Annotated in this window: 25 protein-coding genes; 4 read left to right on the top strand and 21 right to left on the bottom strand. The window is 69.9% G+C overall.

What is annotated here, in order from left to right; translation table 11 throughout:
• Positions 1 to 142: 142 nt before the first annotated feature.
• The 3 genes from AB0N66_RS27925 to AB0N66_RS27915 all read left to right on the top strand — a co-directional run bounded on the left by AB0N66_RS27925 (position 143) and on the right by AB0N66_RS27915 (position 2,769).
• Positions 143 to 1,636, top strand: coding sequence for a phosphatase PAP2 family protein (locus AB0N66_RS27925; protein WP_365440051.1), 1,494 nt, complete (start codon positions 143 to 145; stop codon positions 1,634 to 1,636).
• A gap of 96 nt (positions 1,637 to 1,732) precedes the next feature.
• Positions 1,733 to 2,554 carry a class I SAM-dependent methyltransferase gene (locus AB0N66_RS27920; protein ID WP_365440050.1) on the top strand — a complete coding sequence of 274 codons (822 nt, stop codon included), beginning with the start codon at positions 1,733 to 1,735 and terminating at the stop codon, positions 2,552 to 2,554.
• Positions 2,555 to 2,598: 44 nt separating this feature from the next.
• Positions 2,599 to 2,769: a hydrophobic protein gene (locus tag AB0N66_RS27915; protein WP_365440048.1), complete on the top strand. Its 171-nt coding sequence runs from the start codon at positions 2,599 to 2,601 to the stop codon at positions 2,767 to 2,769.
• Between the two features lie 166 nt (positions 2,770 to 2,935).
• Here AB0N66_RS27915 and AB0N66_RS27910 read toward each other — a convergent pair whose 3' ends face one another.
• The gene (locus AB0N66_RS27910; RefSeq protein ID WP_365440046.1) at positions 2,936 to 4,783 is read right to left on the bottom strand and encodes a transketolase; all 1,848 of its coding nucleotides are present in this window, start codon (positions 4,781 to 4,783) and stop codon (positions 2,936 to 2,938) included.
• A 170-nt stretch (positions 4,784 to 4,953) separates the two neighbouring features.
• On the opposite strand from AB0N66_RS27910, the gene AB0N66_RS27905 reads away from it, so the two are divergent.
• Entirely contained in the window at positions 4,954 to 5,307 is a 354-nt protein-coding gene (locus AB0N66_RS27905; RefSeq protein WP_365440044.1) for a VOC family protein, read from the top strand.
• Positions 5,308 to 5,621: 314 nt separating this feature from the next.
• Here the strand turns inward: AB0N66_RS27905 and AB0N66_RS27900 are convergent, their stop codons facing one another.
• The 20 genes from AB0N66_RS27900 to AB0N66_RS27805 form a co-directional block, all read right to left on the bottom strand.
• Positions 5,622 to 6,206: a GNAT family protein gene (locus AB0N66_RS27900; protein WP_365440042.1), complete on the bottom strand. Its 585-nt coding sequence runs from the start codon at positions 6,204 to 6,206 to the stop codon at positions 5,622 to 5,624.
• Between the two features lie 32 nt (positions 6,207 to 6,238).
• Positions 6,239 to 6,487 carry a LapA family protein gene (locus AB0N66_RS27895; protein ID WP_365440041.1) on the bottom strand — a complete coding sequence of 83 codons (249 nt, stop codon included), beginning with the start codon at positions 6,485 to 6,487 and terminating at the stop codon, positions 6,239 to 6,241.
• Positions 6,488 to 6,574: 87 nt separating this feature from the next.
• Positions 6,575 to 8,368, bottom strand: coding sequence for a CocE/NonD family hydrolase (locus AB0N66_RS27890; protein ID WP_365440039.1), 1,794 nt, complete (start codon positions 8,366 to 8,368; stop codon positions 6,575 to 6,577).
• Between the two features lie 267 nt (positions 8,369 to 8,635).
• Positions 8,636 to 9,562: an LD-carboxypeptidase gene (locus tag AB0N66_RS27885; protein ID WP_365440038.1), complete on the bottom strand. Its 927-nt coding sequence runs from the start codon at positions 9,560 to 9,562 to the stop codon at positions 8,636 to 8,638.
• A 130-nt stretch (positions 9,563 to 9,692) separates the two neighbouring features.
• Positions 9,693 to 11,654, bottom strand: coding sequence for a prolyl oligopeptidase family serine peptidase (locus AB0N66_RS27880; RefSeq protein WP_365440037.1), 1,962 nt, complete (start codon positions 11,652 to 11,654; stop codon positions 9,693 to 9,695).
• Positions 11,655 to 11,683: 29 nt separating this feature from the next.
• Entirely contained in the window at positions 11,684 to 12,988 is a 1,305-nt protein-coding gene (locus AB0N66_RS27875; protein ID WP_365440035.1) for a M20/M25/M40 family metallo-hydrolase, read from the bottom strand.
• On the bottom strand, positions 12,981 to 13,814 hold the full coding sequence (locus AB0N66_RS27870) for a M55 family metallopeptidase (protein ID WP_365440033.1): 834 nt from the start codon (positions 13,812 to 13,814) through the stop codon (positions 12,981 to 12,983). Before AB0N66_RS27870 ends, AB0N66_RS27875 begins: the two co-directional genes overlap by 8 nt.
• Before the next feature lie 49 nt (positions 13,815 to 13,863).
• Complete coding sequence (locus AB0N66_RS27865) at positions 13,864 to 15,432, bottom strand: oleate hydratase (protein ID WP_365440031.1); 1,569 nt, start codon at positions 15,430 to 15,432, stop codon at positions 13,864 to 13,866.
• 175 nt (positions 15,433 to 15,607) lie between these two features.
• Positions 15,608 to 16,108, bottom strand: coding sequence for a flavin reductase family protein (locus AB0N66_RS27860; RefSeq protein ID WP_365440029.1), 501 nt, complete (start codon positions 16,106 to 16,108; stop codon positions 15,608 to 15,610).
• Positions 16,105 to 16,227 (bottom strand): hypothetical protein, encoded by a 123-nt coding sequence (locus tag AB0N66_RS27855; protein ID WP_365440027.1) that lies wholly within the window; start codon positions 16,225 to 16,227, stop codon positions 16,105 to 16,107. The genes AB0N66_RS27860 and AB0N66_RS27855 overlap by 4 nt, the downstream gene beginning before the upstream one ends.
• Complete coding sequence (locus tag AB0N66_RS27850; protein ID WP_365440025.1) at positions 16,224 to 17,621, bottom strand: MFS transporter; 1,398 nt, start codon at positions 17,619 to 17,621, stop codon at positions 16,224 to 16,226. The genes AB0N66_RS27855 and AB0N66_RS27850 overlap by 4 nt, the downstream gene beginning before the upstream one ends.
• Before the next feature lies 1 nt (position 17,622).
• Positions 17,623 to 18,960, bottom strand: a complete 1,338-nt coding sequence (locus AB0N66_RS27845; protein WP_365440024.1) for an NtaA/DmoA family FMN-dependent monooxygenase — start codon at positions 18,958 to 18,960, stop codon at positions 17,623 to 17,625.
• On the bottom strand, positions 18,957 to 19,616 hold the full coding sequence (locus AB0N66_RS27840) for an isochorismatase family cysteine hydrolase (RefSeq protein WP_365440022.1): 660 nt from the start codon (positions 19,614 to 19,616) through the stop codon (positions 18,957 to 18,959). Before AB0N66_RS27840 ends, AB0N66_RS27845 begins: the two co-directional genes overlap by 4 nt.
• On the bottom strand, positions 19,616 to 20,677 hold the full coding sequence (locus AB0N66_RS27835; RefSeq protein WP_365440020.1) for an LLM class flavin-dependent oxidoreductase: 1,062 nt from the start codon (positions 20,675 to 20,677) through the stop codon (positions 19,616 to 19,618). Before AB0N66_RS27835 ends, AB0N66_RS27840 begins: the two co-directional genes overlap by 1 nt.
• A 91-nt stretch (positions 20,678 to 20,768) precedes the next feature.
• Positions 20,769 to 21,884, bottom strand: coding sequence for an ABC transporter substrate-binding protein (locus AB0N66_RS27830; protein ID WP_365440019.1), 1,116 nt, complete (start codon positions 21,882 to 21,884; stop codon positions 20,769 to 20,771).
• 116 nt (positions 21,885 to 22,000) lie between these two features.
• Positions 22,001 to 22,855, bottom strand: a complete 855-nt coding sequence (locus AB0N66_RS27825; RefSeq protein WP_365440017.1) for an ABC transporter permease — start codon at positions 22,853 to 22,855, stop codon at positions 22,001 to 22,003.
• A 15-nt stretch (positions 22,856 to 22,870) separates the two neighbouring features.
• Positions 22,871 to 23,701, bottom strand: coding sequence for an ABC transporter ATP-binding protein (locus AB0N66_RS27820; RefSeq protein WP_365440015.1), 831 nt, complete (start codon positions 23,699 to 23,701; stop codon positions 22,871 to 22,873).
• A gap of 161 nt (positions 23,702 to 23,862) precedes the next feature.
• Entirely contained in the window at positions 23,863 to 24,288 is a 426-nt protein-coding gene (locus tag AB0N66_RS27815; RefSeq protein ID WP_365440013.1) for a hypothetical protein, read from the bottom strand.
• A 222-nt stretch (positions 24,289 to 24,510) separates the two neighbouring features.
• Positions 24,511 to 25,275, bottom strand: a complete 765-nt coding sequence (locus AB0N66_RS27810; protein ID WP_365440011.1) for a helix-turn-helix domain-containing protein — start codon at positions 25,273 to 25,275, stop codon at positions 24,511 to 24,513.
• Between the two features lie 299 nt (positions 25,276 to 25,574).
• Entirely contained in the window at positions 25,575 to 26,300 is a 726-nt protein-coding gene (locus tag AB0N66_RS27805) for a class I SAM-dependent methyltransferase (protein WP_365440009.1), read from the bottom strand.
• Between the last annotated feature and the right edge of the window lie 13 nt (positions 26,301 to 26,313).

Here is a 26,313-nt window from a genome sequence, read left to right as displayed (position 1 = left end):
CCAGAGATTTTCAGCCTGTCCGGCGTTTGAGGACGAGGCCGTTCAGGCCGACAGCGGGGGTCTGGGGTCGGCAGCCCCCAGGACCAAGGGACGGGCAGGGGCGGAGGGGGCGAAAAACCCATCCGGGGGTACACGCACCCCCATGACCCCGATCCCAGACGTGGACCTCACCCTTCGCCCCCCGGGCCCCCGCATCCTCCGGGACCGGCTCCTCAACGCCGACTACCGCCTGTTCGAGGCGGTCGCGTCCCGCCACTGGCCGGGCGCCGACCACGTCCTGCCGAGGCTGACCCGAAGCGCGAACCACGGCCTGCTGTGGTTCGCCACGGCCACGGCGATCGCGGCGGCCCGCACCCCCAGGTCCCGCGCCGCCGCCGCCCGGGGCCTCGCCTCGCTCGCCGTCGCCTCGGCCACGATCAACACCGTCGGCAAGCGCTCGGTGCGCCGTCCCCGGCCTGTCCTGGACCCCGTTCCGCGGATCAGGCAGCTCAAGCGGCAGCCGATCACCACGTCGTTCCCGTCAGGTCACGCCGCCTCCGCCGCGGCTTTCGCGGCGGGCGTGGCCCTGGAGTCCCGCGGCTGGGGCGCGGCCGTGGCGCCGCTCGCCAGCGCGGTCGTCGTGTCCCGCATCTACACGGGCGTCCACTTCCCGAGCGACGTCCTGGCGGGCGCGGCCCTGGGTGTGGGCGCCGCGTATGCCGTGCGGGCGCTGGTTCCGACCCGCGACCAGGTGCCCCGGCCCGACCGGCCCAGCGCGGGCGCGCCCGCGCTGGCCGACGGAGAGGGTCTGGTGATGGTGGCCAACAAGGGCTCGGGCACTGCGGACCGGATACACGCCTTGCATGACGCCCTGCCGCTTGCGGAGATGGTGGAGAGCGAACCGGCCGACGTCGAGGACGAGTTGGAGAAGGCGGCGGCCCGCGCTCTGGTGCTCGGCGTGTGCGGTGGCGACGGCACGGTGAACACGGCCGCCCGGATCGCCCTGCGCCACGACCTCCCTCTCGCGGTCCTGCCGGGCGGCACCCTGAACCACTTCGCCCACGACCTCGGCATCGAAGGCCCGCGCGACCTGATCCGCGCCCTTCAGGAGGGCAACGCGGTACGCGTGGACGTGGGCCGGTTCTCGTCGGGCAGCAAGGAGGGCATCTTCCTCAACACCTGCAGCCTGGGCGTCTACCCCGAACTGGTGCGGGAGCGGGAGCGCTGGTCCCGGCGGATCGGCGGATGGCCGGCCGGGGTGCTCGGCGCCCTGCGCGTCCTGCGCACGGACGGTCATCCGCTGCGGGCCGAACTGGGCGGCCGTAGCCACCCGTTGTGGCTGCTGTTCGCCGGCAACGGCACCTATCACCGGATGGGTCTCGCCCCCGCCCGCCGCTTCGACCTCACGGACGGACGCCTGGACGTACGGGTCGTGCACGGCGGCCGCCGGCCCGCCGTCCGCCTGCTGGCCGCCGCCCTCGCGGGACCGCTGACCCGCTCCCCCGCCCACGCGGCCGTACGCGTACGCCGCCTGCGGGTGGACGGCGTCGCGGCCGGCACCCTCCTCGCGTACGACGGTGAGGTCACGGAGGTGGCGGGCGAGGTGACCCTCCAGAAAATCCCCGAGGCTCTGACCGTCTACCGGCCGCACCCCTGACTCAGCTTGTCCATATCCCAAGACGCAGGTCTCATCATCCGACATGCGCGCGTACCGTGATCCGTACCCGCCGAGAAGACGAGAAGGGGATCGGTCATGTCGAAGTCGCAGGAGACCGCCGTCTACACGCACGGCCACCACGAGTCCGTGCTGCGCTCGCACGTCTGGCGCACCGCCGCCAACTCGGCGGCGTACCTCCTCGACTCACTGAAGCCCCACATGAAGATCCTGGACATCGGCTGCGGCCCGGGGACCATCACCGCCGACCTGGCGGAGCTGGTCCCCGACGGGCGGGTCACGGCCGTCGACCACGCGCCGGGGATCCTGGACCAGGCCCGCGCCACGGCGGCCGAACGCGGCCTGGAGAACGTCGAGTTCGCGGTCGCGGACGTGCACGCGCTGGAGTATCCGGACGACACGTTCTGTGTGGTCCACGCCCACCAGGTGCTCCAGCACGTGGGTGATCCGGTCCAGGCGTTGCGCGAGATGCACCGGGTGACCAGGCCGGGCGGGTTCATCGCCGTCCGCGACGGGGACTACGAGGCGATGACCTGGTACCCCGAGGTGCCGGGCATGACCGACTGGCAGGACCTGTATCTGCGCGTCGCCCGCGCCAACGGGGGCGAACCGGCCGCCGGACGGCGTCTCAAATCCTGGGCCCTGGCGGCCGGCATCCGGGACATCACGGCCACGTCGAGCACCTGGACCTTCGCCACCGAGGACGAGCGGGACTGGTGGGGAGGCCTCTGGGCGGACCGCACGCTGGCCTCCGCGTACGCGGACCGCGCCACGGAGGGCGGTCACGCGACCCCGGAGCAGCTGCGGGCCGTGTCGGACGCCTGGCGGGAGTGGGCACGGCGGGAGGACGGCTGGTTCTCCGTACTGCACGGAGAAATTCTCTGCCGCAAGGACGTCTAATCCGTCGGCTTCGGGAAACCCGGGAAAGCAGGAGGTTGAAAACTATGGTTCCCATCCTGCTGGTACTGCTCCTGGCCCTGATTCTCTTCGGTGCCGGATTCGCGGTGAAGATTCTCTGGTGGATCGCTCTGATCGTTCTCGCTGTGTGGCTACTGGGCTTCCTGGTACGCGGCACGGGCGCCACCGGATCCCGGGGTCGCTGGTACAGGTGGTGACCCCATTCCCGTAAGCCAATTCCCTGGGAAATCGCTGGGGAAGTAGAAGTATCCAGAGAAGTATCCGGAAGCAGAAGTATCCGGAAGATCCGGAAGCGGAAAATGCGGTTCAACGGCCCGAGGTCCTCAATACAGGACCTCGGGCCGCAGCCTGTGCGCAATGCGCTCAGCGCACCACAGCCGTCTCTACCAGCAGCCGGGCCGCCGCCGCGATCGACTCGGCGTCGATGCCCGCGGCGTGCAGCTGCTCGGCGGGGGTCGCCGAGCCCGGCATCGTACGGACGGCGAGGCGCACCAGACGCGGCACCGGACGGCCGTCGACGAAGGCATCGAGGACCGCGTCGCCGAGGCCGCCCTCCTCGCGGTGGTCCTCGACGGTGACGAGACAGCCGGTCTGCTCGGCGGCCTCGCGCAGGGTGCGGCAGTCGACGGGCTTGACCGAGTAGAGGTCGATCACCCGCACCCGGATGCCCTCACGTTCGAGCGACTCGGCGGCGGCCAGCGACTCGTGGACGGTGACGCCCGCCGCGACGAGGGTCAGCCGGTCCTCGTCGGATTCGCGCAGGATCTTGCTTCCGCCGACCGGGAACTCCTCCGTCGGGCCGTAGATGACGGGCGCCTCCCCGCGCGAGGTGCGCAGATAGCGGATGCCGTCCAGGTCGGCCATGGCCGCGATGAGTTTCGCCGTCTGGTTGGCGTCGCACGGGTACAGCACGGTCGAGCCGTGCACCGCCCGGAACATCGCCAGGTCCTCCAGGCCCATCTGGGAGGGCCCGTCCTGGCCGATGGAGACACCCGCGTGCGAGCCGACGAGATTGATGCCGGCCCCGCTGACCGCGGCCATCCGCACGAAGTCGTACGCCCGGGTGAGGAACGCGGCGAACGTGGACGCGTACGGTACCCAGCCGCGCGCCGCCATCCCGACCGCCGTCGCGACCAGCTGCTGCTCGGCGATGTAGCACTCGAAGAACCGGTCGGGGTGTCCCTTGGCGAAGTACTCGGCGCGCGTGGAGTCGCTCACCTCGCCGTCCAGCGCGACGATGTCGCCCCGGGAGGTGCCGAGTGCGGCGAGCGCCTGCCCGTAGGCGTCGCGGGTGGCGACCTTGTCGCCGGTCTCGTAGCGGGGGAGGTCGAGATGGCCCGCCCGTACGGCATGCAACATCCTTACAGGGGGCGGCTGTTGGACCTGGACGCGCAGGTCGCGGACTCCGCCGAGTTCGGCGATCGCCTCGTCGGCGTCCGGCAACGGTTTGCCGTGCAGGCCCTCGCGGTCCTCGACGGACGCGACGCCCTTGCCCTTGAGGGTGCGGGCGAGGATCGCGGTCGGCTGGCCCCCGGTGGACCCGGCCTCGGCGTACGCGCGGTCGACGGCGTCGACGTCGTGCCCGTCGATCTCCACGGTGTGCCAGCCGAAGGCCCGGAACCGGCGCGCGTAGGCGTCCAGGTCGTGCCCGTGCCGGGTGGGTCCACGCTGGCCCAGGCGGTTCACGTCGACGATCACGGTGAGGTTGTCGAGGTGCTCGTATCCGGCGTGCTCGGCGGCCTCCCACACCGATCCCTCGGCCATTTCGCTGTCCCCGCACAGGACCCATACGCGGTATCCCGTACGGTCCAGCCGCTTCCCGGCGAGCGCGATGCCGACCCCGACGGGCAGGCCCTGCCCGAGCGAGCCGGTGGCGGTCTCGACCCACGGCAGCCGCTGGGGCGTCGGGTGTCCTTCGAGCCGGCTGCCCAGCTTTCGGAAGGTGAGCAGCTCGACGTCGCCGACGGCCCCGGCCGCCTTGTACGCGGCGTACAGCAGGGGTGAGGCGTGCCCCTTGGAGAGGATGAAGCGGTCGTTGCCGGGATGCTGGGGGCGTTCGAAGTCGTAGCGCAGATGGTTGGCCAGCAGGACCGCCATCAGGTCCGCGGCGGACATCGAGGACGTGGGGTGCCCCGAGCCCGCGGCGTCGGAAGCGCGGATGCTGTCGACGCGCAGCTGCTGCGCGAGGTCGATGAGCTGACGGGTGTCCATGACTTTCCTTCCGGACGCCGGCTCTCGGGCGCCTTGGGGTGTCGCTGGTACGGGACTTTCCGCGTCCCCCTGGTCAGGGCACCCAAACACGCGCGCGCCGGGCGTTTCGTCCCCGCCCGATCCCTCCGAAGCGATCTCGTTTCCGGCCGGTCCCAACTAGGCTTCTGGGCATGGAGATTCTGGGAGCCACGCTGCGTATCTGCGTCGACGACCTGGAGGCTTCGGTCCCGTTCTACGAGAGACTCGCGGGCGGGCGGGCCCTGCGTTTCGAGCGTGGCGGTGTTTCGGTCGCCGCGGTCGGCTGCTTCCTGCTCATGAGCGGACCGCCGGCCGAACTGGACGTCCTTCGCAAAGTCGCCGCCACCATCGCCGTCAAGGACGTCGAAGAAGCCCACCGCGTCCTCAGCGACTCGGGCGCCCACATCCTGGCGGGGCCGGTGGCGACCCCGGTGGGCCGCAACCTGATCGCGATGCATCCCGACGGGGCGGTGTACGAGTACGTGGACCGGCGGGCCGGGGGGTAGCCGGGGAGTTTTCTCGCCCCCGCCGCCCCTACCCGTCCCTTGTTCCTGGGGCTCCGCCCCAGACCCCGCTACGCGGGTTCAGCCCGTCCGGCGTTTGAGGACGAGGCCGTCCAGGCCGAAAGCGGGGGTCTGGGGGCGGCAGCCCCCAGGTACGGGACGGGTAGGCGCGGAGGGGGCGAAAAAAGCTCTTCAGCGCTTCAGGCCTTCGAGATCGTGAGGGAGTCCTGCCCGCAACCGGCCGCGAGGGCGAGTTCCTCACCGCCTGCCGCCCCGAGCCGCCGTGGCGCACTCCTCGTCGACGGAGTGCGGTGACGTCAGCGGGACCGGGTCATCTCCGCGGTGATCGCCCACCGCTCGTGATCCCGCCAGGCCCCGTCCATGTAGATGAAGTCCGGCGAGAACCCCTCCAGCCGGAACCCGCAGTGCCGGGCGAGCGCGATCGAGGCGGCGTTACCGGGCTGCACATTGATTTCGAGCCGGTGCAGCCTCATCTTCCCGAAGGCGTGCCGGACCACCAACCCGAGCCCCTCGCTCATCAGCCCCCGCCCGGCCGCGTGTGCGAAGGCGCCGTACCCCAGCGCCCCACACAGGAAGCCACCCTCGACGATGTTGTTGATGTTGATGAACCCCGCGATCGACCCGCCCACGGGCGCATCTCCCACGTTCTCCGGACTGTGGGCGAGTTCGCACACCAGGAACCCGGCCTTCGTCGGATCCTCGATCAACCGCCCCGCGTACGCGGCGTAGGCATCGGCACCGACGGGCGGAAACAGCCACGGCTGGTGCAGATCCTTGCTCTCCCGTGCCCGGGCGGTGAACTCCGCGCCGTCCTCGTAAGTGAAGGGCCGTATGCCCACGCGAGGACCGATGGCGAGATAGTCGGGGGCGTTCTCAGGCATCCGGTCAGCCTACGCGAACGCCTGTCCGCTCCTCATCGTCTCCGCCTCATGAAGTACGCCCCGCACAGCGCGCCGATCACCGCGGTGCCCAGCAGCGCCATCCACAGGGGCATGGTCACTTCCGGGATCAGCAGCCTGATCCTCGTGCTCCGGGTGTTCTCGAAGATGAAGATCAGAGCGAGCAGGGCCAGCGCGACCACGCTGACCCTGGTGGGCGTCACCAGCCCGCTACGGCTCTTCCCGCCACCCGCACCGGCGCTTTCGGAGGTCTTCGGGCTCATGCGCTCAGCATGGGCGGCGAGGCGGCGGCACGCGCGGCGGAAGGTTCCTCCGGGTGAGTCCGGGTGACTGCGTTCGCCGCCGGTGGCTCAGTCCCCGACCACCGGCAGCTCCAGCACCCCGGTGTGCCCGGGCGCGCTCGTGATCGTCACCGGCTTCACCCCCTTGTTCCCGAAGTACGCGTCATCGCTGGCCGCGACGACGAACTGAAGCCGGTGCCCGGCCTCGTACCGGTGCACGATCCCCGGCAGCGAGACGGTGAAGCTCTTGGTCACATCCGGCACCCGCACCGGCGCCACCAACCGGTGCACCAGCGTCTTCGTGCCGTCGGGTGCCACGTCGTACAGCTTGGCGAAGAGGACCAGCTTGTCGGCGGCGTCGCCGGAGTTCTGCACCAGCTCGGTCGCCGGCGAGGCCACCTTCAGCGTGGCCTTGGGCGCACCGACGACATCGACCGAGCGGGCCAGCGGCGCGCTCGTCCAGCCGAGGTAGGTCCCCTCGGTGTCGTACGGCGCCGGATCAGGCAGCCCGACCAGCCCGCCGAGGGAGCTCTCGGAGTGGCTGGTGGGCACCAGCGCGTTGCGGTACTCGCGGCTGCCGGACGCGACCTTCCTGCGGTTGTCGACAAGCTTGCCGTCCCCGGAGAGGTAGAGCTTGCGGCTGAGCGCGGGCACTCGCGAGGCGGTGGCGTAGGTGTTGTTCGGGTCGGCGATCCAGTCGCGGTAGTACGCGAAGGAGGGTCCCGTGTCGACGCCCTTGCGGTGCTGGAGGTAGCGGTCGAACCAGGCGAGGATCCGCTTGCCGACGTAACTCGTCTCCAAGTTGCCCTGGCTCAGGTTGAGTTCGCCGCTCGCCGGGTCGGTGCGGCCACCGCTGTGCCCCCACGACTGCCAGATCATCTTCGTCGGGGTGCCCTGCGCCTTGAGGGTCTTGTACGTCGCTGTCGCCTCGTTGAGGTTGAAGAGGCTGTCGGCCTGTCCCTGGACCAGGAGGGTCGGTGCCTTCACCTTGTTGAGGTAGGAGACGGGCGACACGCTGCGTGAGTAGCTGAGCATGGGTCCGGTCTTGTCGGCCGGGTAGCTCCCTGTGTTCAGTGTCCGCATGGTGTTGCAGGCGTCGCTCACGAAGTGGACGCAGGCGAGGGAGTTGATCCGGGAGGGGTCCAGGTTCGCGGCGGTCAGCGGCTGGTGTTCGCCGATCAGGTAGAAGCCGTTGGTCCACTGCCACTTGAAGGAGCCGGGCACGGCACGGGCGCCGATGGCGTTGTTGGGGCCCAGCGAGTACCCCAGGTCGTTCCAGGTGATCATCGGGACGAGTGCGTCGACGCGGTGGTCCACGGCGGCCGTGGCCAGCTGGATGGCACCCCCGTACGAGCCGCCGATCATGCCGACGCGGGGATCGCCCCGGCCGTCGCGGGTGACGTAGTCGGCCTTCGTTCCGTCGTCGGCGGCGCGGGTGCCGGCCAGGAAGTCGACGAGGCGGGACGCGGCCACCCCGTCGACGCGCGGGTCGTCGAGGGCGATCAGACAGCCCGACGCGCCGAAGCCGAGCCCCGAGTAGACGAGCCCGACGTATCCGCGAGCCGCGAAGGCCTTGCCGATGGCGTCCGTGGAGCCGTCCGACTTGCTCCCGCCGAAGCCGTTCGTGGCGAGTACCGCGGGAGCGGTGTGCCGGCGGTCCACGCCCGCGGGCCGGTACAGGTCGGCGTCGATCGTGCAGGTGCGGCCACCGGCCTGGACGGTGAACTTCAGCGCGGTGACGGTGTACTGCCCAGTGGTGGCAGCGGCGACGGGCGCGGTGAACACGAGCGGGGCCGTGAGCGCGGCGCCGACAGCCAGAGCCAGCGACGCACGGGACCTGGGCACACGAGAACGACGGGACACGAAGACCTCCACACTGAGGACAACCCGACTACGACAGCCATTACTTACCGACCGGTAATCATGTTGGGACGCCTGCTGGACGGGGTCAATCACCGTGCCGGGTGTTTCCTGACGGATATTCAGCAAGGGCCGCGGCTGAGCGAGGCGAGGTCCGCCGCCCAGCAAGGCAAGGTCCGCCGCTAGGCGAACCCAGATCCGCCGCCCAGCGAGGCAAAGCCCGGCGCTATGCAAGGCAGGGCCCGCCGCCGAACAAGGCGAGCCTCGCCACTAAGCAAGCGCGGCCTCATCCAACGTCAACGTCCCCGCGTCCGCGTCCAGTTCGGCACTGACCCCGAAGGGAATCGTGAGCGCTCCCGCACAGTGCCCGAACCCGAAGTCCTCGACGACGGGCACGCCGAGCCCGCCCAGCCGGTCGGCGAAGACGGCGCGCAGACCCTCGTACGGACCACAGTCCTTCCACGAGCCGAGCGCGATCCCGGCGACCGAGTCGAGCCATCCGGCCCGCAGGAGCTGGGTGAGGATCCGGTCCAGCCGGTACGCCTCCTCGCCGATGTCCTCGATCATCAGCAGTCCACCCCGGGCGCCGGGGCGGGCATGCGGGGTGCCCAGGTCGGCGGCGAGCAGGCTCACACAGCCACCGAGGGTCACTCCCCGGGCTCGGCCCGGCACCAGTACACCGCGTCCGGTGGACGCGATGGTCCGCACGGACTCCGGTTCGAACAGCGTCGCCCGCAGATGCTCCTGTGCCCGCGCGTTCTTGAGGAAGTCGACGGCGGACGCCATCGGCCCGTGCAGCGTGACCAGCCCCAGACGATTCGCGAACGCCTCGTGCAGGGCGGTGATGTCGCTGAAACCGAGAAGCACCTTGGGGCCCGCGGCCCGCAGCGCGTCCCAGTCGAGCAGGTCGACCATGCGCTGCGTCCCGTATCCACCGCGTGCGCAGAGCACCGCGGCCACGTCCGGGTCGCACCAGGCGGCCTGGAAGTCGGCGGCCCGGTCGGCGTCGATGCCCGCGAGGTAGGGGAAGTCCGGGTGCCGGTCGAGGACATGGGGTGCCACGACGGGGTTGAGGTCCCAGCCGCGCAGGATGTCGAGCCCGGCCTGGAGTCGCTCTTCGACCACGGGCCCACTGGGCGCGACGACGGCGACGCGGTCGCCCGGGACGAGTCGCGCGGGGCGGGTCAAGGGCTTCACTGGGCGGACTCCGTGGTGCGGACAGCCAGCCTCACTGAGCGGACCATGGTGGAGACTGCCGGCCTCACTTGGCGGACCATGGTGGGGACAACCGGCCTCACTTGGCGGACCGTCGTGGGGACAACCGGCTTCACTTGGCGAGCTCCAATGTCGGGATACCGGGCGGATTCAATCCCAGGACCTGTGCGTACAGCGAGAGTTCGGACTCCAGGACCCGCACCATCGTCTCGGCCCGCCGAAAGCCGTGCCCCTCTCCTTCGAAGGCGATGTAGGCATGCGGGATCCGACGCCCCTCCGCCTCCAGCCGGGCGAGGAACCGCTCGCACTGCGCGGGCGGGCAGATGACGTCGTCGAGGCCCTGGAGCAGCAGGAAGGGCACGCCGACCTGGTCGGCATGCTCGGCGGGCGACCGCTCTGCGTATCGTGCGGGCACCTCGGCGAGCGGCCCGATCAGGGTCTCCAGGTACTGCGACTCGAAGTCGTGGGTCTCCCCCGAGCCCCATTCGGCGAGGTCGAGGATCGGGTAGAGGATGGTGCCGCAGGCGTACACGTCGGTGCTCGTCAGGGACGCGGCGCTCGTCCAGCCGCCCGCGCTGCCCCCGCGAATGGCGAGCCGCCGTCGGTCGGCGGTGCCCTCGTCCGCGAGGGCGAGCGCGACGGCCGCGCAGTCCTCGACGTCGACGACGCCCCACTGTTCGCGCAGCCGGTTGCGGTACTCCCGTCCGTGCCCGGTCGATCCGCCGTAGTTGACCTCGGCGACGCCGATCCCGCGTGAGGTGAAGTAGGCGATCTCCAGGTCGAGCACGAGAGGGGCCCGGCTGGTGGGACCGCCGTGCGCGTGGACGACGTACGGCGGCAGTTCGTCGTCGGGTGCGGCATGGCCGGGGTGGTGCGGTGGGTAGATGTGCGCGTGGATCTCGCGTCCGGCGGGGCCGGTGAAGGTGCGGATCCGGGGTTCCGGGTAGTACGCGGGATCCACCGGGTCGACGTGCGCGGCGCCGGTCACCCGGGCACGCCCGGTGCGGGCGTCCAGTTCGACGACCTCGTACGCGCTGCGGGGGCTGGCCCCGATGCCCAGGACGCGGCTGCCGTGCGCGGCGAGCGTCGGGGCGAACTCGGTCCAGGGGCCCGCCGCGTCGACGACCTCGCCGGTCTCCGGGTCCAGGATCCCGAGCGCAGTGGCACCCCGGCCATGGACGACGGCGATCAGCCCGTCCTCCAGCGGTGCGAACCAGCGTTGGCCGATCTTCCACAGCGGCCCGCCGAACTCCTCCTCGCGGGGGCAGACGGGCACACCGTCCCGGTACAGATTCCACCAGCCGGTGCGGTCACCGGCGTACAGCAGGGAGCCGTCGAAGGCCCAGTCGGCCTGGGCGATCGACTCGTCGGGCCCGCCGGCGACCGTGCGGGCCTCCCGGAGCGTCCCGTCGTCGGCCACCTCGGCGACGATCAGTTCCGTCCCGTCCCAGGGCATCCGCGGATGGTCCCAGGCGAGGTAGGCCGCGCGCCCGCCGTCGGGCGAGAGCCGGGGCCCAGTGACGAACCGGTGGCGCCCGTCGGTGAGTTCGCGTACGGCGCCCCGGTCCTGCGCCGCCGAACCGTCCAGCGGCACCGCGACGACGACTCGTCGCAGATCGGTCGGCCCCTCCCCGGTGAACTCCTCCAGTACGCACCACACTTCATCCCGCTCGACACGCAACTGCGGGTCCACCCAGCGCAGTCCGCCGCCGACCTGCGAGACGGGAGTCAACGGGCTTGGTTCACCGCCGACTTCGTACCGGTACAGCCGCTGGTCGGCGAAGTTGACGAACACCACCAACGGTCCTTGGGGGCGCGTCTCCCCTGCCCACGCCTGCCCGCCGTACTCGATGACGCGGCTGCGCACGTTCCACGGGGCTGGCAGCACCGACTCCTCCGTGCCGTCGGCCTTCCGCCGCACGAGCGTGCGCCGCCCGCCCTCGGTGGGCCGGGGTTCGGTCCACCACGTCTCGTCGCCGACGAAGCCGACCGACTCGGGGTGTCCGTCGTGCGCGGCGGCGAGCGCCGCGTCGATGGGCGAGGGCCACGATCCGTACGCCAGGGTCTGCACCATGTCCCCCACTATCCCCACATCCCTGTGTTCTAGGCCGTGCGCAGAAAGCGGTCGAGGACGTGGACGCCGAAGTGGAGCGCCTCGACGGGAACGCGCTCGTCGACGCCGTGGAAGAGTGCCTGGTAGTCGAACCCCTCCGGGAGCTTCAGCGGCGTGAATCCGTATCCGGTGATGCCGAGGCGCGAGAACTGCTTGGCGTCGGTGCCACCGGACATGCAGTACGGCACGACTTGCCCCTCGGGGGCGAACTCCTCGACGGCGGCACGCATCTTCGCGTACGTCGACGACTCCAGCGGCGCCTGGAGCGCCACCTCTCGATGCTGGAACTCCCACTCCACGTCCGGTCCGGTGAGCCGGTCGAGGGTCGTGCGGAACTCGTCCTCGTGGCCGTACAGATATCTGCCGTCGACGTACGCGACGGCTTCCCCCGGAATCACGTTGATCTTGTAACCGGCGCTCAGCATCGTCGGGTTGGCGCTGTTGCGCACGGTCGACTCGACGAGCGTGGCGGCGGGGCCCAGCTTGGCCAGGAGCCCGTCGACATCCTCAAGGTCGGCCTCGATGCCGTACACGGCGGCCATCTCGGTGAGAGCCGCGCGCACGGTCGGAGTGAGCAGCAGCGGCCACTCGTGCGCCCCGATCCGCGCGACCGCCTCCGCCAGGCGCGTCACCGCGTTGTTCCGGTTCACCTTGGAGCCGTGTCCCGCCCGGCCGCGCGCGGTCAGCTTGAGCCAGCCGGTGCCGCGCTCACCCGCCGCGATCGGGTAGAGCTCGCGCCCGCTTCCGTCGTGGAAGGTGAACGCCCCGGACTCGCTGACGCCTTCGGTGCACCCCTCGAAGAGGCCCGGGTGCTGGTCGGCGAGAAAGCCCGAGCCGTCCTCGGCACTCGCCTCCTCGTCGGCGGTGAACGCGATCACGAGGTCGCGCCGGGGCCGTACGCCGGTCCGCGCCCAGTCCCGTACGACCGCGAGGATCATCGCGTCCATGTTCTTCATGTCGACCGCGCCGCGTCCCCAGACGACCCCGTCGCGGACCTCCCCAGAGAACGGGTGCACGCTCCAGTCCTCGGCCTGCGCGGGCACGACGTCCAGGTGACCGTGCACGAGCAGCGCGTCGGCCGAGGGGTCGGTGCCTTCGAGGCGGGCGACGACGTTCGTACGTCCCTTGGTGCGCTCAAGGAGCGTGGGCTCCAGGCCCGCCTCGGCCAGTAGCGCGGCGGCGTACTCGGCGGCCGGGCGCTCCTGGCAGTCGCCGCCGCCCCGGTTGGTGGTGTCGATACGGATGAGGTCGGAGGTGAACCGTACGACCTCGTCCAGCGCCTGCCCGTCAGCCATACTGCTCCTCCACCGCGGCCGACACGATCGTCGTGACCGCCTTGAACGTGCGAATTCCCTCGTACATGGTGTGGCTGGTGTACGCCACCTTCCGCTCCCCGACACGCTCGACACCCGGCACCACGGTCGCCGCCATCGACAGATGCTCGGCGTCGAACTCCAGCGCAACGGTGAACGGGCCGCCCGCCAGCGGTTCCTGACGGACCGCCAGGGACGCCGCCTCCTTCGCCGCCGCGCGGATGTCGGCGGCGGTCCTGGACGGCGTACGGCACACCGCCGCGTACCGCGACACATGGTCCTTGACGGCGACCTTCAGCGCCTCGGGCGCGTAACCGAGCGCGTCCTCGCAGGCCAGGTCGTCCCCGGTGACGAGCACGACGGGCACCCCGTACTCGGCGACCACATGGGAGTTGAGCAGCCCCTCGCTGGCCCGTACGTCGTTCACCCACACCCCGGTGATGGAGTTCGCCAGGTAGGTGTGCGCGAGGACGCCCTCCATGCCGGCGCCCGCGTGATAGCCGACGAAGGCGATCCCGTCCACGTCACCGTGCTGCACGCCCTCCACCATGGACAGCGACTTGTGCCGCCCGGTGAGCATCTCCGCCCGCTCGTCCAGCTGCTCAAGCAGCAGATTGCGCATGGTCCAGTGGGCCTCGTTGATCAGTACCTCGTCGGCGCCGCCGTCGAAGAAGCCGAGCACGGCCGCGTTCACGTCCGAGGTGAACATCGAACGGCAGCGCTCCCACTGCGGCGTCCCGGGCAGCACGTCGGCTGGCCAGGTCACCCCGGTGGCGCCTTCCATGTCGGCGCTGATGAGGATCTTCATGCCGCCACACGTTACGCGTCGACGGGGGAACTTGTCGGCAGCAGGTCGGTCAGCGGCGGTGCATCGTCTGCAGGGCCTCGACGAGCACCTTCGGATCGTGGCCGCCCTTGTACACGGGCGGCGGCTGCCGGTCCAGGCCGAGGAGCTGAGACACGGCGCTCCAGGCGGTGCGTACGGAGTACTCGACGGTGAAGACGACGTCGTCGGGGACCTCGGCGTACTGGCCGATGAAGGCGAGGTTGGTGGAGCCCTCGGGGACGACCTGCGGCCGGTCTCCGGCGCTGCGGACCAGGAACTGGCTGGTGATGTACGGCATCAGGGCCGGGATCACGATCGACCGGTCGAGGATCTGGGGGCTTTCCTCGAAGCGCAGGTGGTGCAGCACCTCGTCGAGGATCTCCCGGCCGGTGCACTGGCGCATCGGCTTGCGGACGAAGTCCCCTTCCTTGTCCGGGAAGAGCCCGTAGCCCCACCAGACGAAGGTGTCCTCCGGCTGCTCGCGGAAGTGCGGCTGATGGTTGAGGACGATGGTCAGCAGCCAGTTGGAGTCCTTGAAGGTGATCAGGCCGCCCTTGCCGGCCTCGCTGCCGCTGAACTTCTCCATCAGCTCGAAAAAGGTCGGATCCTTCGTCGTCACCGTGAAGGACGCCCAAGTGGATTCGGCGATGGAGGAGTTGAAGACCGACGGGTCGCCCAGAGCGCCCGGTCGCTTCGCCGCGAGCGTCTCCCACAGCCGCCAGGAGCCCGCGGCGCCCGAGGTGTCCAGCACGGGCGCGGTGTCGGTGGTGCCGAGCGTGGAGTCGGCCGTCATCGAGCCGTTGGTGACCAGTACCAGGTCACCGGGGCCGAGCACCGTCTCCTCGCTGCGACCCTCCCGCGTCCAGGTGAGCGCTTCGACGGTGAGCGCGTCGCCCTCGGCGAGGCGCAAGTCGGTGACCCTGGTGCCCAGTTGGACGGTCACACCCTGATCGGTCAGCCACTTCAGCAGCGGTCGCACGATGGAGTCGTACTGGTTGAAGCGGGTCCGGTAGATCCCCGACATGGAGTCGAAGGTCTTGAAGAGGTGCACGAAACGGTTGAGGTAGCGGCGGAACTCGATCGCACTGTGCCACGGCTCGAAGGCGAACGTGGTGCACCACATCCACCAGAAGTTCGTACGGAAGAAGCCCTCGCTGAAGCAGTCGGTGATGCGTTTGCCGTCCAGCAGTCGCTCCGGGGTGCTCACGCACTTCACCAGCTCCAGCCGGTCGCGCTCGGAGAAGCCCATCGAGTGCGTGTCGACCACCTTGCCCGCCGCGTCCACCAGCCGGGCGTGGTCGTCCCAGGCGAAGTCCTCGTGGAAGGCGAAGGTGTCCTCGGTCACCGACTTGGACGGGTCGTCCAAGGACGGGATCGAGCCCAGCAGGTCATATGTGCAGTCGAAGTGGATCTCGAACATCCGGCCGCCGCGCATCGTGTAGCCGCTCTCGGGCGAACCGGCCGCGTCCAGGCTGCCGCCCTTGCGGTCCTGCTCCTCGAGCAGCACGATGTCCGACCCCGCGAACCCGCCTTCACGGATCAGGAACGCCGCCGCCGAGAGGGCCGCGACACCGCTTCCGACCAGGTATGCCTTCGCCATGAACCCCGTACCTCCTCCAGGCCACGACCGCAGGCTGCCCGGGCGAGCGCGCGGGTTGTCCGCCATCGGACGGTCGGCCTCCCCAGCCTCGGCCCAGGCGCCCTCCCCCCGCAGCAGGACAGGCCCGAACGAGTGAGCGGCCGGCCCCGACCATTGTGGCCACCCCGGCGTCACCTCAGCCGGTCAGCATCTTGAGCGTCTGACGGTGCCAGACGAGCGGATTGCGATCGTCGTCGGCCATCATGGCGAGCACGCGCAGCACGATGATGTCGTGATCGCCGGCCGGGTAGCTGTGCTCGACGGCGCACTCCAGCCAGACCGGCGCGCCCTCGAGGAAGATCGCGCCGGACGCCGCCTCCAGCGTTCCTATCCCGACGAACCGGCCCTCCTTGCTCCGGGACGCGAGCTGCCGGGCCTTGTCGGAGTGCCCCTCACCCAGGACGGAGACCCCGATCACCCCCGCGCGCGACAGCGCCGGCCAGGTCGTCGAGCCGTGCTGTGCGGCGAAGGAGACCATGGGCGGGTTGTGGGAGACCCCGACGGCGAACGATGAAACGATCATGACGGTCGGGTCGCCGTTGACGCGCGCCGAGAGGGCCGCGACCCCTGACGGGAACCCGGAGAACGCCCTCTGCATCTCGCCGGGATCCGAGGTGAAGCCTTCGCTTGCCGTCATCGTGCGGACCTCGTCTTCGCGGTGCCGAGTATGAGCTGGTGGAGACCCCGCGCGGGGAACTGGTCGAGGAGGACCTTGAGCAGGCAGGTGTGGGTGTCGACGACGGTGACAGCCTTCATGGTGCGACTCCTGTAAGTGCCTTGGACGCGGCGGGAGTTCCGGCGCCTTGCTGGTCGACGCGGAGGAGCACGGCCGCAAGAACGCTGACCAGCCCGACCGCGGCGAGACCGCCGAGGGTGGCCGCGTAGCCGAATCCGGCCAGCAGAACGGCACAGACCGCGCTGCCGAGCACGGCGCCGAGTTGCTTCATGGCGTTGAAGGTTCCGGACGCCGCACCGACAGCGTCCGCAGGGACCGCGGTCACCGCCGCGATCGACAGCGGTGACCAGACGAACGAATTGGCCACCCCGTACAGCCCGAAGACGGCGGTCAGCGCGGCGACCGGCCCGTCCGTCGCGACGAGCGCCGCCGACGCTCCGACGGAGACGACGAGCGCGAGAGAGCCGATGGCGGCGACCGCACGGAGCCCGATTCCGTTGTTGAGGCGGGCCGAGACCGGCGCACCGAGCAGGCACACCACACCCATCGGTACGAGGGTGAGTGCCGCCGCGCCCGGAGCGAGCCCGCGCTCCTGCTGGAGGTAGAGCATCAGGGGGATCATGGCCGAGCCGGAGCAGAAGGCCGCGGCGGCGGCACCCCAGGCCGCGGTGACGAACCCGCGGCTGTGCAGCAACGCGACCGGTACCAGCGCGCGCTGTCCGTCACGACGCTGCAGCCGGACGACGGCCGCGACGATCAGCACGCCGGCAACGACGAGCAGCGGGCGCGGTACGCCCAACGCGTTGGCGCTCGCGGCATCCGTGCCCTGGATACCGAGTATGAGTGCGCCGACGCCGGTCGCGTTCGCGCAGATCGCCCACACCGCAATGCCGGCCTCTTGCCGGGGAAGGGCCGGCACGAACGCGGACACGGCGAACATCGCGGCGACGCCGACCGGGACGTTGACCCAGAAAACCGCGGGCCAACCGCCGACGGCGACGAGCAGGCCGCCGAGCAGTGGCCCGACGGCCACCGCGGCTCCGCCGACCGCGCCCCAGGTGCCGAGCGCGACGGCGAGCCGCGGCGGCTGGAACAGCGCCTTGATGATGGTGAGGCACTGCGGTGTCATCAGCGCGGCACCGATGCCCTGGGCCACCCGCCATCCGATGAGCGCCTCGACGGTGGGGGCCAGCGCGCACAGCAGCGACCCGAGCGTGAAGACTCCGAGTCCGAGCAGGTGGACGCGCCGATGGCCGTAGCGGTCACCCAGCCGTCCCGCGATGATCAGGGGCACGGCGTAGGCGATGAGGTAGCTGCTGTTGACCCAGATCGCGAGGGTCTCGCTGGTGTGCAGCCCGGTGATCAGCGCGGGCAGCGCGACCGAGGTGACGGTGCTGTCGAGGAGCAGCATGAAGAACCCCGCGCACAGGCTGCCGAGAGCGAGCCACTCGCGTCGCTCGGCGGCTCCGGTCATCTCACACCGCCAGGTTCTCGCGCAGTGTGGTGGCACCGGAGTACGTCGGCGCGAGCGCACCGCGGCGACGCAGTTCGGGCAGCAGCAGTTCGCTGATCCCGGCGAAGCCGGAGGGCATCGCCAGCGGGCTGGAGAACATGAAGCCGCCGCGTGATCCGGTCTCGGCGAAGTTCTCCTCCAGCGCGTCGGCGACGCTGCCGGGGTCGCCGACGATGCTGTGGTCCAGGCCCGTCGCCCTCCTGCGGCCGTGCGCGAAGAACTCCCCGCGGCTCATGGTGTGTTCCTCGCCGAACTCCGCGATGAGTGATCCGACGAGCCCCGCGGGACTCGCGTTGGCCGCCGCGATCTCGTCGTGCAGCTCGGCCAGCCGGAAGGATTCCGGAAGCGTCGAGAGGTCGTAACCGGCGTTGTGCGAAAGGTAGGTGGCGACGGTTTCCTCGTTCCAGAAGTCGAGCACCGAGTCGCGGTGCGCCAGCGCCTCGGCCTTCGTCCGGCCGACGATCACCTGGGTCGCCCAGAGGATGCCCACGTGCGCCGGGTCCCGCTCCTCGGCGAGGAGTGCCTCGTCGAGCAGCTTGCGGTGGCGCTGCTGGCCGGCGAGGTTGCCGCCGAACCCGAAGACGAGATCGGCGAACTTGGCCGAAGCGGCGATGCCCCGGGCCGAGTTGCCCGCCTGGACGATGAGCGGGTGGTACTGCGGCCCGGGTACGGACGCGAGCGGGCCCTTGACGGTGAAGAAGCGCCCGCGGTGATCGATGGGGTGGACCTTCGCCGGGTCGGCGAACCTGCCCGTGCTCCGGTCGCGGACGATGGCGTCCGGCGCCACGGAGTCCCACAACGCCCGGCAGACCGCGATGAACTCCTCCATCCGCTCGTAGCGCAGATCGTGGTCCATCAGCTCGGCGAACCCGTAGTTCGCCGCGTCCGCGCCACGCGTCGAGGCGACCACGTTGAACGCGATACGACCGCCGGTCACATGGTCGAGCGAGTTCAGCAGCCGGGCGACGTAGAAGGGATGCATGAACGTCGAGGAGTACGTCAGTCCGAAGCCGATCCGCTCCGTCACCGTGGACATCGCCGCGATCACCGGCGACATGTCGTGGCGCGGCCACTGGATGCCCCACTCCACGGCCGGCGCGATACTCCCCCGCCAGGTGCTGGGTACGCCGCTGCCGTCGCCGAAGAACAGCATGCCGACGCCCGCCCGTTCCGCGGTCTGCGCCAGTTCCATGTACATGCGTACGTCCGGGAAGTCCCGCCCGACCCATGAGCCCTGGCGTGCCCAAGCGCCCTCGGTGTGGGTGAAGGAGAGGTCGTAGCCGATGTGGATGCCGGTCACCGTGCGGCCTTCTTCCAGAGCTCGACTACCTCGTCGGCTTCGCTGAGCAGGGCCACGTTGAGTCCCAGCTGGAACAGGGCGGCGGCGTTGACGTGGTGGTCGTAGGCGGCCGTCGTGTCCTGCGGTACGACGACGGGCCAGTCCAGTTGGGCGGCGTCCTGCGCGGTCGCGTACACACAGCACTCGCTCGTCAGGCCCACGACGGTGAGCCAGTCGCAGCCCGCCGCGCGCAGCCGCGCGTCGAGATCGGTGCCGAGGAAGCCGCTGTAGCCGCGTTTGACCACGCGCAACTCGCCCTCCGCGGGCTGCATTTGGTACCACTCGGCGCCGGGCGTTCCGATGAGGCACGGCTCGTCCGGGCTGGTGGGCGCGTCGTAGTCGCCCCCGCGCAGCCAGTTGCTCGACCGCCAGGGCCGCGCCGGATCGCTGCCCAACTCGACCCAGATGACGGGCACTTCGGCACCGCGCGCGGCGTCGACCAGGTCGCCGATTCGGGTGACCACCCTGTCGAGTGTCGCCAGCGCGGCATCCGTCAGGCCGTATCCCGCCAGGCGCTCCGGATCGGCGAAGTCCCGCTGCACGTCGACCACGACGAGCGCGGGCCTGCTCTCGGGCCGGGTGAGGTGGGCGAGTTGTCTGTCCCGCAGGTCGGACATCAGACCGCCACCTCGTCGCGGGCGCGCAGCGCGGGCAGCACGGTCTCACCGAACAGCAGCATGTCCTCGTCGTACTCCGGGAAGATCAGCATGAGTCCGTCCAGGTCGGCCTCCCGCACGATGTACTCAATGTGCTCGGTGACCGTACGGGCCGAACCCGCGACGTACGGGGTCTGGAAGGCCGCCTCCCCGTCGGCGCCGGCGGCCCACGCACGGGCCTGGTCCTCGGGCACGCCCCAGGTGTGCCGCATATGGGCGAGCGCCTCGCGGTCGACTCCCGCGCCCCACTCCTTCACCTTCTTGACGGCCAGTTCATCGGTGTCGTCCTGCACGACGGTGAGCATCGAATACGTCCTGCAAACACGCCCGTTGGCCTTCGCCCGCGCGTGCACGTCGGCCGAGAGCGTCCGCATGTCGTCGAGGCTGTCGGCGGCGAGGAAGGCGCCGTCGGCGAATCTGGCCTGGAAGCGGCGTGCGTCCTCGGACCGCCCCGCGCTGATGATGGTCGGCCGGGTGGCCGGATGCGGGCGGGACTCACAGTCGACGAGGTCGAAGTACGGGGTGCGCATGGTGACCGAGTGCTCGGTCCACAGCCGGGTCACCGCCTCCGTCCACAGCTCCGTCATCCGGTAGCGGTCCTCGTGGGTCAACTCCGGGTCCCAGTCGCCGAATTGCTCGAACTCCCCGGCGTAGGAGCCGTTGACTATGTTCAGGCCGGCGCGGCCGCCGGAGATGTCCTGGAGGGTGGTGAACATCTTCGCCGCGAGGGCGGGGTTGTGGATGTTCGCGTGCAGGGTCGCCCAGATCTTGACGCGGCTGGTCGCCTCGGCGAGCGCCGACATCATCGTCATCGACTCCAGTGAGCGGCCCCAGTGGTCGGTGCTGCCGCCGAAGCCGCGCCACTTCGCCATCGACATGATGAAGTCGAGGCCGATGGTCTCCGCGTGCAGGGCGGCACGCCTGTTGAAGGCGTAGGTCGCCTCGGGATGCGGTGCGGTCGTGGACAGCATCCATCCGCCGTTCCCGATGGGGAGGAAGATTCCGTACTCTTTCGCGGGCACGTTGCGGGCCTTTCTACGGCTCTTTCAGGGGCTTTTCCACGGCTCTTTCACCGGCTTTTCACGGCTCTACGGCGCGGGCCTTTCCACGGCTCTACGGCGCGGGCCAGACGAGCTTGTCGCCGGTGTAGATGGCGCTGACGAAGGAGGGGTCGAACCACCCCTTGGCCTTGGCGGCGGTCACGCTGCTCGGCACGATCTCGAACTGGTGCAGCATGTCGACGAGTTCGGCGACGTTGTCGGGGTCGACGCCACCCAGCGGCTGCCCCGCGGTCGGGTTGTCCTTGACGACCTGTGTCTCGGTCTTCCAGATGGTCGAGTTCAGTTTCTTGTCGTACGTCGGGCCGGACAACTGGGCCGCGTAGCCGACGCATTGACTGATGTGCGCCTCGCTGGCGGAGCAGTAGTCGTACGCGTGCAGCGCGGCGCGCAGGATGTCCTCGACGGTGTTCGGGTGCGCCTTGGCGAACGCCGGGTTCACCGCCATCGCGCCGAGCGAGCTCGGGACGCCGTAGTCGATCGGCTTCCACACGGTGACGTCGTCACCGGCCGCCTTGAGCTGGTTGGGCTCGTTCGAGATGAATCCCGTGAGCGCTTCGAGGCCACCCTGCTTGCGCGGCAGTACGGAAGGGTCGTAACCCTGCTTGACCAGCTTGAGCGAGTCCCACTTGACCCCGGCCTTGACCATCATCGCCTCGACGGCGGCGGGAACGTAGCCCTTGTGGCCGACAACCTTGCCGTCGAGCTGGGTCAGGTCGGTGATGTCCTTGTTCGTCATCAGGACATCGAGGCCCGCGTCCGAGTACGAGGAGATACCCGTGATGTCGATCCCGTTGGCCCGGGCCTGGATGACGTCCTGCTCGGAGACCGGGCTCACGGTCGCCTTTCCACTGGCGAGCAGCTTGGTGTTCTGTGCCGTGTCGCCGGAGCCGGGCTGCAGGGCGACATCGAGGCAGAGGTCCTTGAAGTAGCCCAGCTTGCTCGCGGCGATGTACTCGAGGATCGACGCGGACGACTGGTACTGGTAGCCCGACAGGTAAGTGATCTTGCCGGCGGACTTGTTCTCGGCGCAGCGCTCGGCGGAGATGGCGGAGCCCTCCGAGCCCGTAGAGGTGCTGTCGCCGGAGTCCGCGCCGCATCCCGCGACACCGGCCGTCAGCGCGACGGCGGCGAGGGAAGCGAGCCCGGATCTGATGAGGCGCTGCCGCATGGGTGACTCCAAACTGGCGATGGCCGCCGGGGATTGGTGGTGGTGAGGGCATAGGGCATGGGTCGCCGAGCGCCCGGCCTTCGCGGGTCACGGGGCCAAGCGATGTGAGGGGGGAGTCAGTTGTGTGCGCTGTCGTGCCAATGGAGCACACGGCGTTCGACCAGCGTCACGACGAGCAGCAGCAGCACGCCCATGACCGCGAGGACGAGGATCGAGGCGTATACGACCGGCAGCTGGTTCATCGACGAGGCCACGCTGATCGCGGTGCCGAGGCCGCCGGTCGCCCCTGCCGCCGACATCTCGGCCACCACGGCGCCGACGATCGACAGCGGGAAGACGATGCGCAGCGCCGCGAACAGGAACGGCAGGGCGTGGGGGATGCGCACGTGCCACAGCAGCTCGATGCGGCCGGCGCGCATCGTCTGGTACACCTGCAGCACCTGCAGCGGCACGGACCGTAGACCGGCAGCGGTGTTGATGAGGATCGGGAAGAAGCAGATAAGCCCGGCGATGATGAGCTTGGGCAGCGGACCGAAGCCGAAGGCCACGACCAGCGCCGGAGCGATCGCCACGAGCGGGGTGACGTTGAGGACGACCGCGATCGGCATGACCGCCCGGCGTACCAGAGGGAGTTCGCTGGTCAGCACCGCGAGGACGAACGCGGCGACGAACCCCATCGCGAGGCCGGACACCGCCTCGCCCAGAGTGACCATGGCGTTGTCGACGTAATAGCCGAACTCCGAGGCGAGCGAACTGCCGACGTCCGACAACGGCGGCAGCAGGTAGGGCAGTTCCTCGGCTCCCCACTGCCAGAGAGCGGCGAGGACCGCCAGCATCACCAGCAGCGGCAGCCAGACGGACGGGCGGATCCACGCGATCCGGGACTTCGGGTGGCTGAGGCTGAAGCGCGACGGTTCGACGCGCGGCTCCATCACCCTGGCCGGGGTGGTGCGTTCCTCAGCTACGGTCATCTCCTCGCCCTCCGCTCACGCGGCTTCGGCGTGCCAGGCATGGCGCAGCCGGTCTCTGACCAGGTCCTCGTACTCGTGGAAGCGGCGTTCCCCGAAGAGGCGTTCGCGGCGTGGCCGGGGCAGGTCGATGTCGATGCTCTCCACGATGCGGCCGGGGCTCGGGGCCATGACGATCACGGTGTCGGAGAGCCGGACAGCCTCGGAGACGGAGTGCGTGACGAACAGGACCGTCGTCTTCAACTCGTCCCAGAGGTCGAGGAGTTGGTCCTGCAGGCTCTCGCGAGTGAATTCGTCGAGCGCCGAGAAGGGCTCGTCCATGACGAGTACGTCGGGCCGCAGGCCGAAGGCACGTACGATCGCGGCCCGCTGCCGCATACCGCCGGACAACTGTGCCGGGAGCTTGTGCATGGCCTCGCCGAGACCCGCTTTGACCAGGAGTTCCCGCATGTCGGGGGCGGACGGCGCGGCCCTCCGCTCGACAAGGTCGGCGATGTGCTCGCGGCGCCTGGCGGCACCTTTGTTGATCTTCTGCGGCAGCGTGACGTTCCGGAGCACGGACAGCCAGGGCAGCAACGCCGGGCTCTGCGGCACCAGACCGATCATCTTGGCGGCGCACGCCTTCGCCGGTGGGACGCCGTGCACCCGGACCTCTCCTCGGTCGGGCTGCTCAAGACCGGCGACGAGGCGCAGCAGTGTCGACTTGCCGCAGCCGCTGGGGCCGATGAGGCTGACGAAACGGCCTGGCTGCACAGTCAGTTGGACGTCGTCGAGGGCATTGGTCGCGGACGACCCGAATCCGTAGACCCGGTGCACCGACCGCAGTTCAAGCGCTGGCGTACCAGACACCTTCACGCTCCCATCCATGTCGCGAGCACGTGGGCCCGATCCTGGAAGTCGGAGAGCGTGCGTGGCGAGTGCGGGGGACTGTCACGCGGAAATCCGCTTTGGTGCCTTCGACCGTAGGAGCCTTCTGTTTCGGCTCACTGCCGCTGTGTGTTTCGCGGACTTTACGTTCGACGTCGCAGAGCGGCGACCTTGCTGCCGTCGAAGACGTAGATCTCGATCCCGAGGTCCGCCGCCGCGAGTGCCACCCAGCCGCCGAGCGCCTGCACGATCAGCTCGGTGACCAGGAGCACCGCGCGCTCGGCCGTCGGCACGGAGTCACGCAGCCAGAGCAGCTTGAACATGTCCGCCATGACCTTGTTGCGGTAAGCGGGTTTGTAGGCGCCCTGATTGCAGACGAGTTGGACGAGCACGCGGCCCGCGGTGTCGATCCCCTCGACCTCGACGCGGTTGCCGTCGGGCAGCATGAGCGGCTTCGGACGGATCGGCGTACCGAGCCGTTCGCCGAGGGCGAGCAGCATCCTGCGTTCGATGGAACCCTCGGTGAACCGGCTCCACTCGGTGGGGGCGTCAAGGACTGTCAGATGCATGTGCCGGAGTGTAGGAAGCACCCGTTTCCCTCATGTTTCACGTGGCGGGAGCCGGGCGCGTCACAACCGGTACGTCCGGATCTCAAAGCCGGACCGGCGACTGGAGAACACGTTGGGAGTGTCGAGCAGCATTCCGCTCAGCGGGACGGGAGTACACCATTGGGGTTAACGTGGTGGCTTTTTCCTGACATCGGACTGGCCTGGCGTAGGACCGGCTTGACGTCAACACGGCTTGACATCGGGTTGCCTTGACCCCAGGCCTGGTCGCGGTGCCGCCGAGGCCCCTCGCTGCTCCGGAGGGAGAGGGACCCTGCGCGGGACCGGTCGTGTGGCCTGACGCGGAACACGGCGCAGGCCCTCTTCGATCACGCGGGTCGACAGGGTCAGAGTCTCCGCCATCGTCTCCAGCTTGCGGCCGGCCGGCACCATCGCGACCAGTGACGCGATCAGCTCGCCGCGCGGCCCGTGCAACGGAACGGCCACGCAGGCCACCCCTGGGACCAGCTCCTCGCGGTCGAAGGCCGCGCCGCGCTCCCGGATCTCCTGTGCGGTCCGCCGCCAGGGCCCCGGCAACGGGTCGAGCGGCAGCCCCGCCGGCGCGCCCGCCAGCAGCACCTTGCCCGCGGCGGTCATCGCCGGCCAGGTCTCGCCCGGCCGCATGGGCGCCAGCTCGGCGACCTCTCCCGGCAGTCCGGCCGCCGCCATCGTGCGGCCCTCGTGCAGCACACAGATCGCCACGGTCGCGCCGGTGGTCTCCGCCAGCCACCGTACGGTCCCGTTCGATGCGGCCCGCAGACCTGGATACGGCTGCCAGGCGCGGCCCAGCCGGAAGATCCGCGGGCCCATCCGGTACACGCCCCATGAACGCTCAACCGCCCCCAGTGCGACCAGTTGGTCAAGTAGCCGGTGGGCACTGCTCTTCGGCAACCCGCTGACTGAAGCGAGCGCGGTCAGCCTCGCCTCGCCCGCATCTTCGAGCGCGCTCAACAGAGCGAACGCGCCTTCAAGCACTCCTCGCCCGGTATTCGTCACCGGTTGGACCCCCGTCCTGGTCCGGGCGGTCACACCACGAGACCAAGTACCAATACGCGTCGTAGAGTCTGGTGTTTTCGGGTGGTTCCTACCCCACCCGAATCAGGGCCAGACGTCGCCTCCAAGCCAACCGGACGGATACCGGCGCAAGGGCAAGGCGACAGCAAAGGGTCTCTCGTCCTGTGGGCCCGAGCACGTCGGCGCGCGCGGAGCTCGCAGGATCCGCACGCGCCGACTTCGCGAAGGTGGGCCTTTCAGCCCGTACGTCCCACCAAATGCCACGTCGACGGCAGTTCGATCCGTGTTCCGTCGGGCGTGTACTCCGTGGTGATGAGCGGGAGTTCACCGCTCCCGAGCACCGTCAGACCGGCGGCGCCCAGGTAGACCGGCACTGCCGCGTCCGCCACCTCGCCGGGGACGATCCCGTGCGCGAGGACCGGCCGCAGCTTGGGCGGTGGTCCCTCGGGGCTCTGGGCGAGGCCCATCAGGACGGGGCGCGCGTTCTCCGACAGCTCGACCAGGAAGGCCCGGCCGTGCTCCCCGATGAGTGTCGCGATGCCATCGACGAGGTCCTGCCGGTCATCGGCCTCGCACTGGTGGAGTACACCCCGCATGTAGACGTTGGCGTCGCCGAGTTCCGCGTGCAGCGCCTCGACCTCGCTCTTCTCGGCGGAGTCGAGCAGCCGGTACTCGGCTGTGCCCGCCGGATCGGCGATGCGTGCGTGGTCGAGCGCGGCGGACGAGATGTCGGCGCCGACGACCCGGGTGAAACGTTCGGCGAAGAACCGTGTCTGTGTGCCGTTGCCGCAGCCCAGGTCCACCAGGGGCAACTCGAAGTCCACCATGCGCGGTTCGAAGCGGGCGAGATGCATACCGGCGGTCAGTACGGGCTCCGCGTCCCAGAAGACCGCCCCCTGTTCGTCGGGGGCCTCGCGCCAGAAGCCCTCCCAGGCCTCTCTGTACCGACTCGTCACGCTCATGCCCAACTCCCCA

The organism is Streptomyces sp. NPDC093544, assembly GCF_040683495.1.
Taxonomy (GTDB): Bacteria; Actinomycetota; Actinomycetes; order Streptomycetales; family Streptomycetaceae; genus Streptomyces.
Note: the sequence above shows the minus strand (reverse complement) of the source record. Positions and strands in the feature narration are given on the sequence as shown.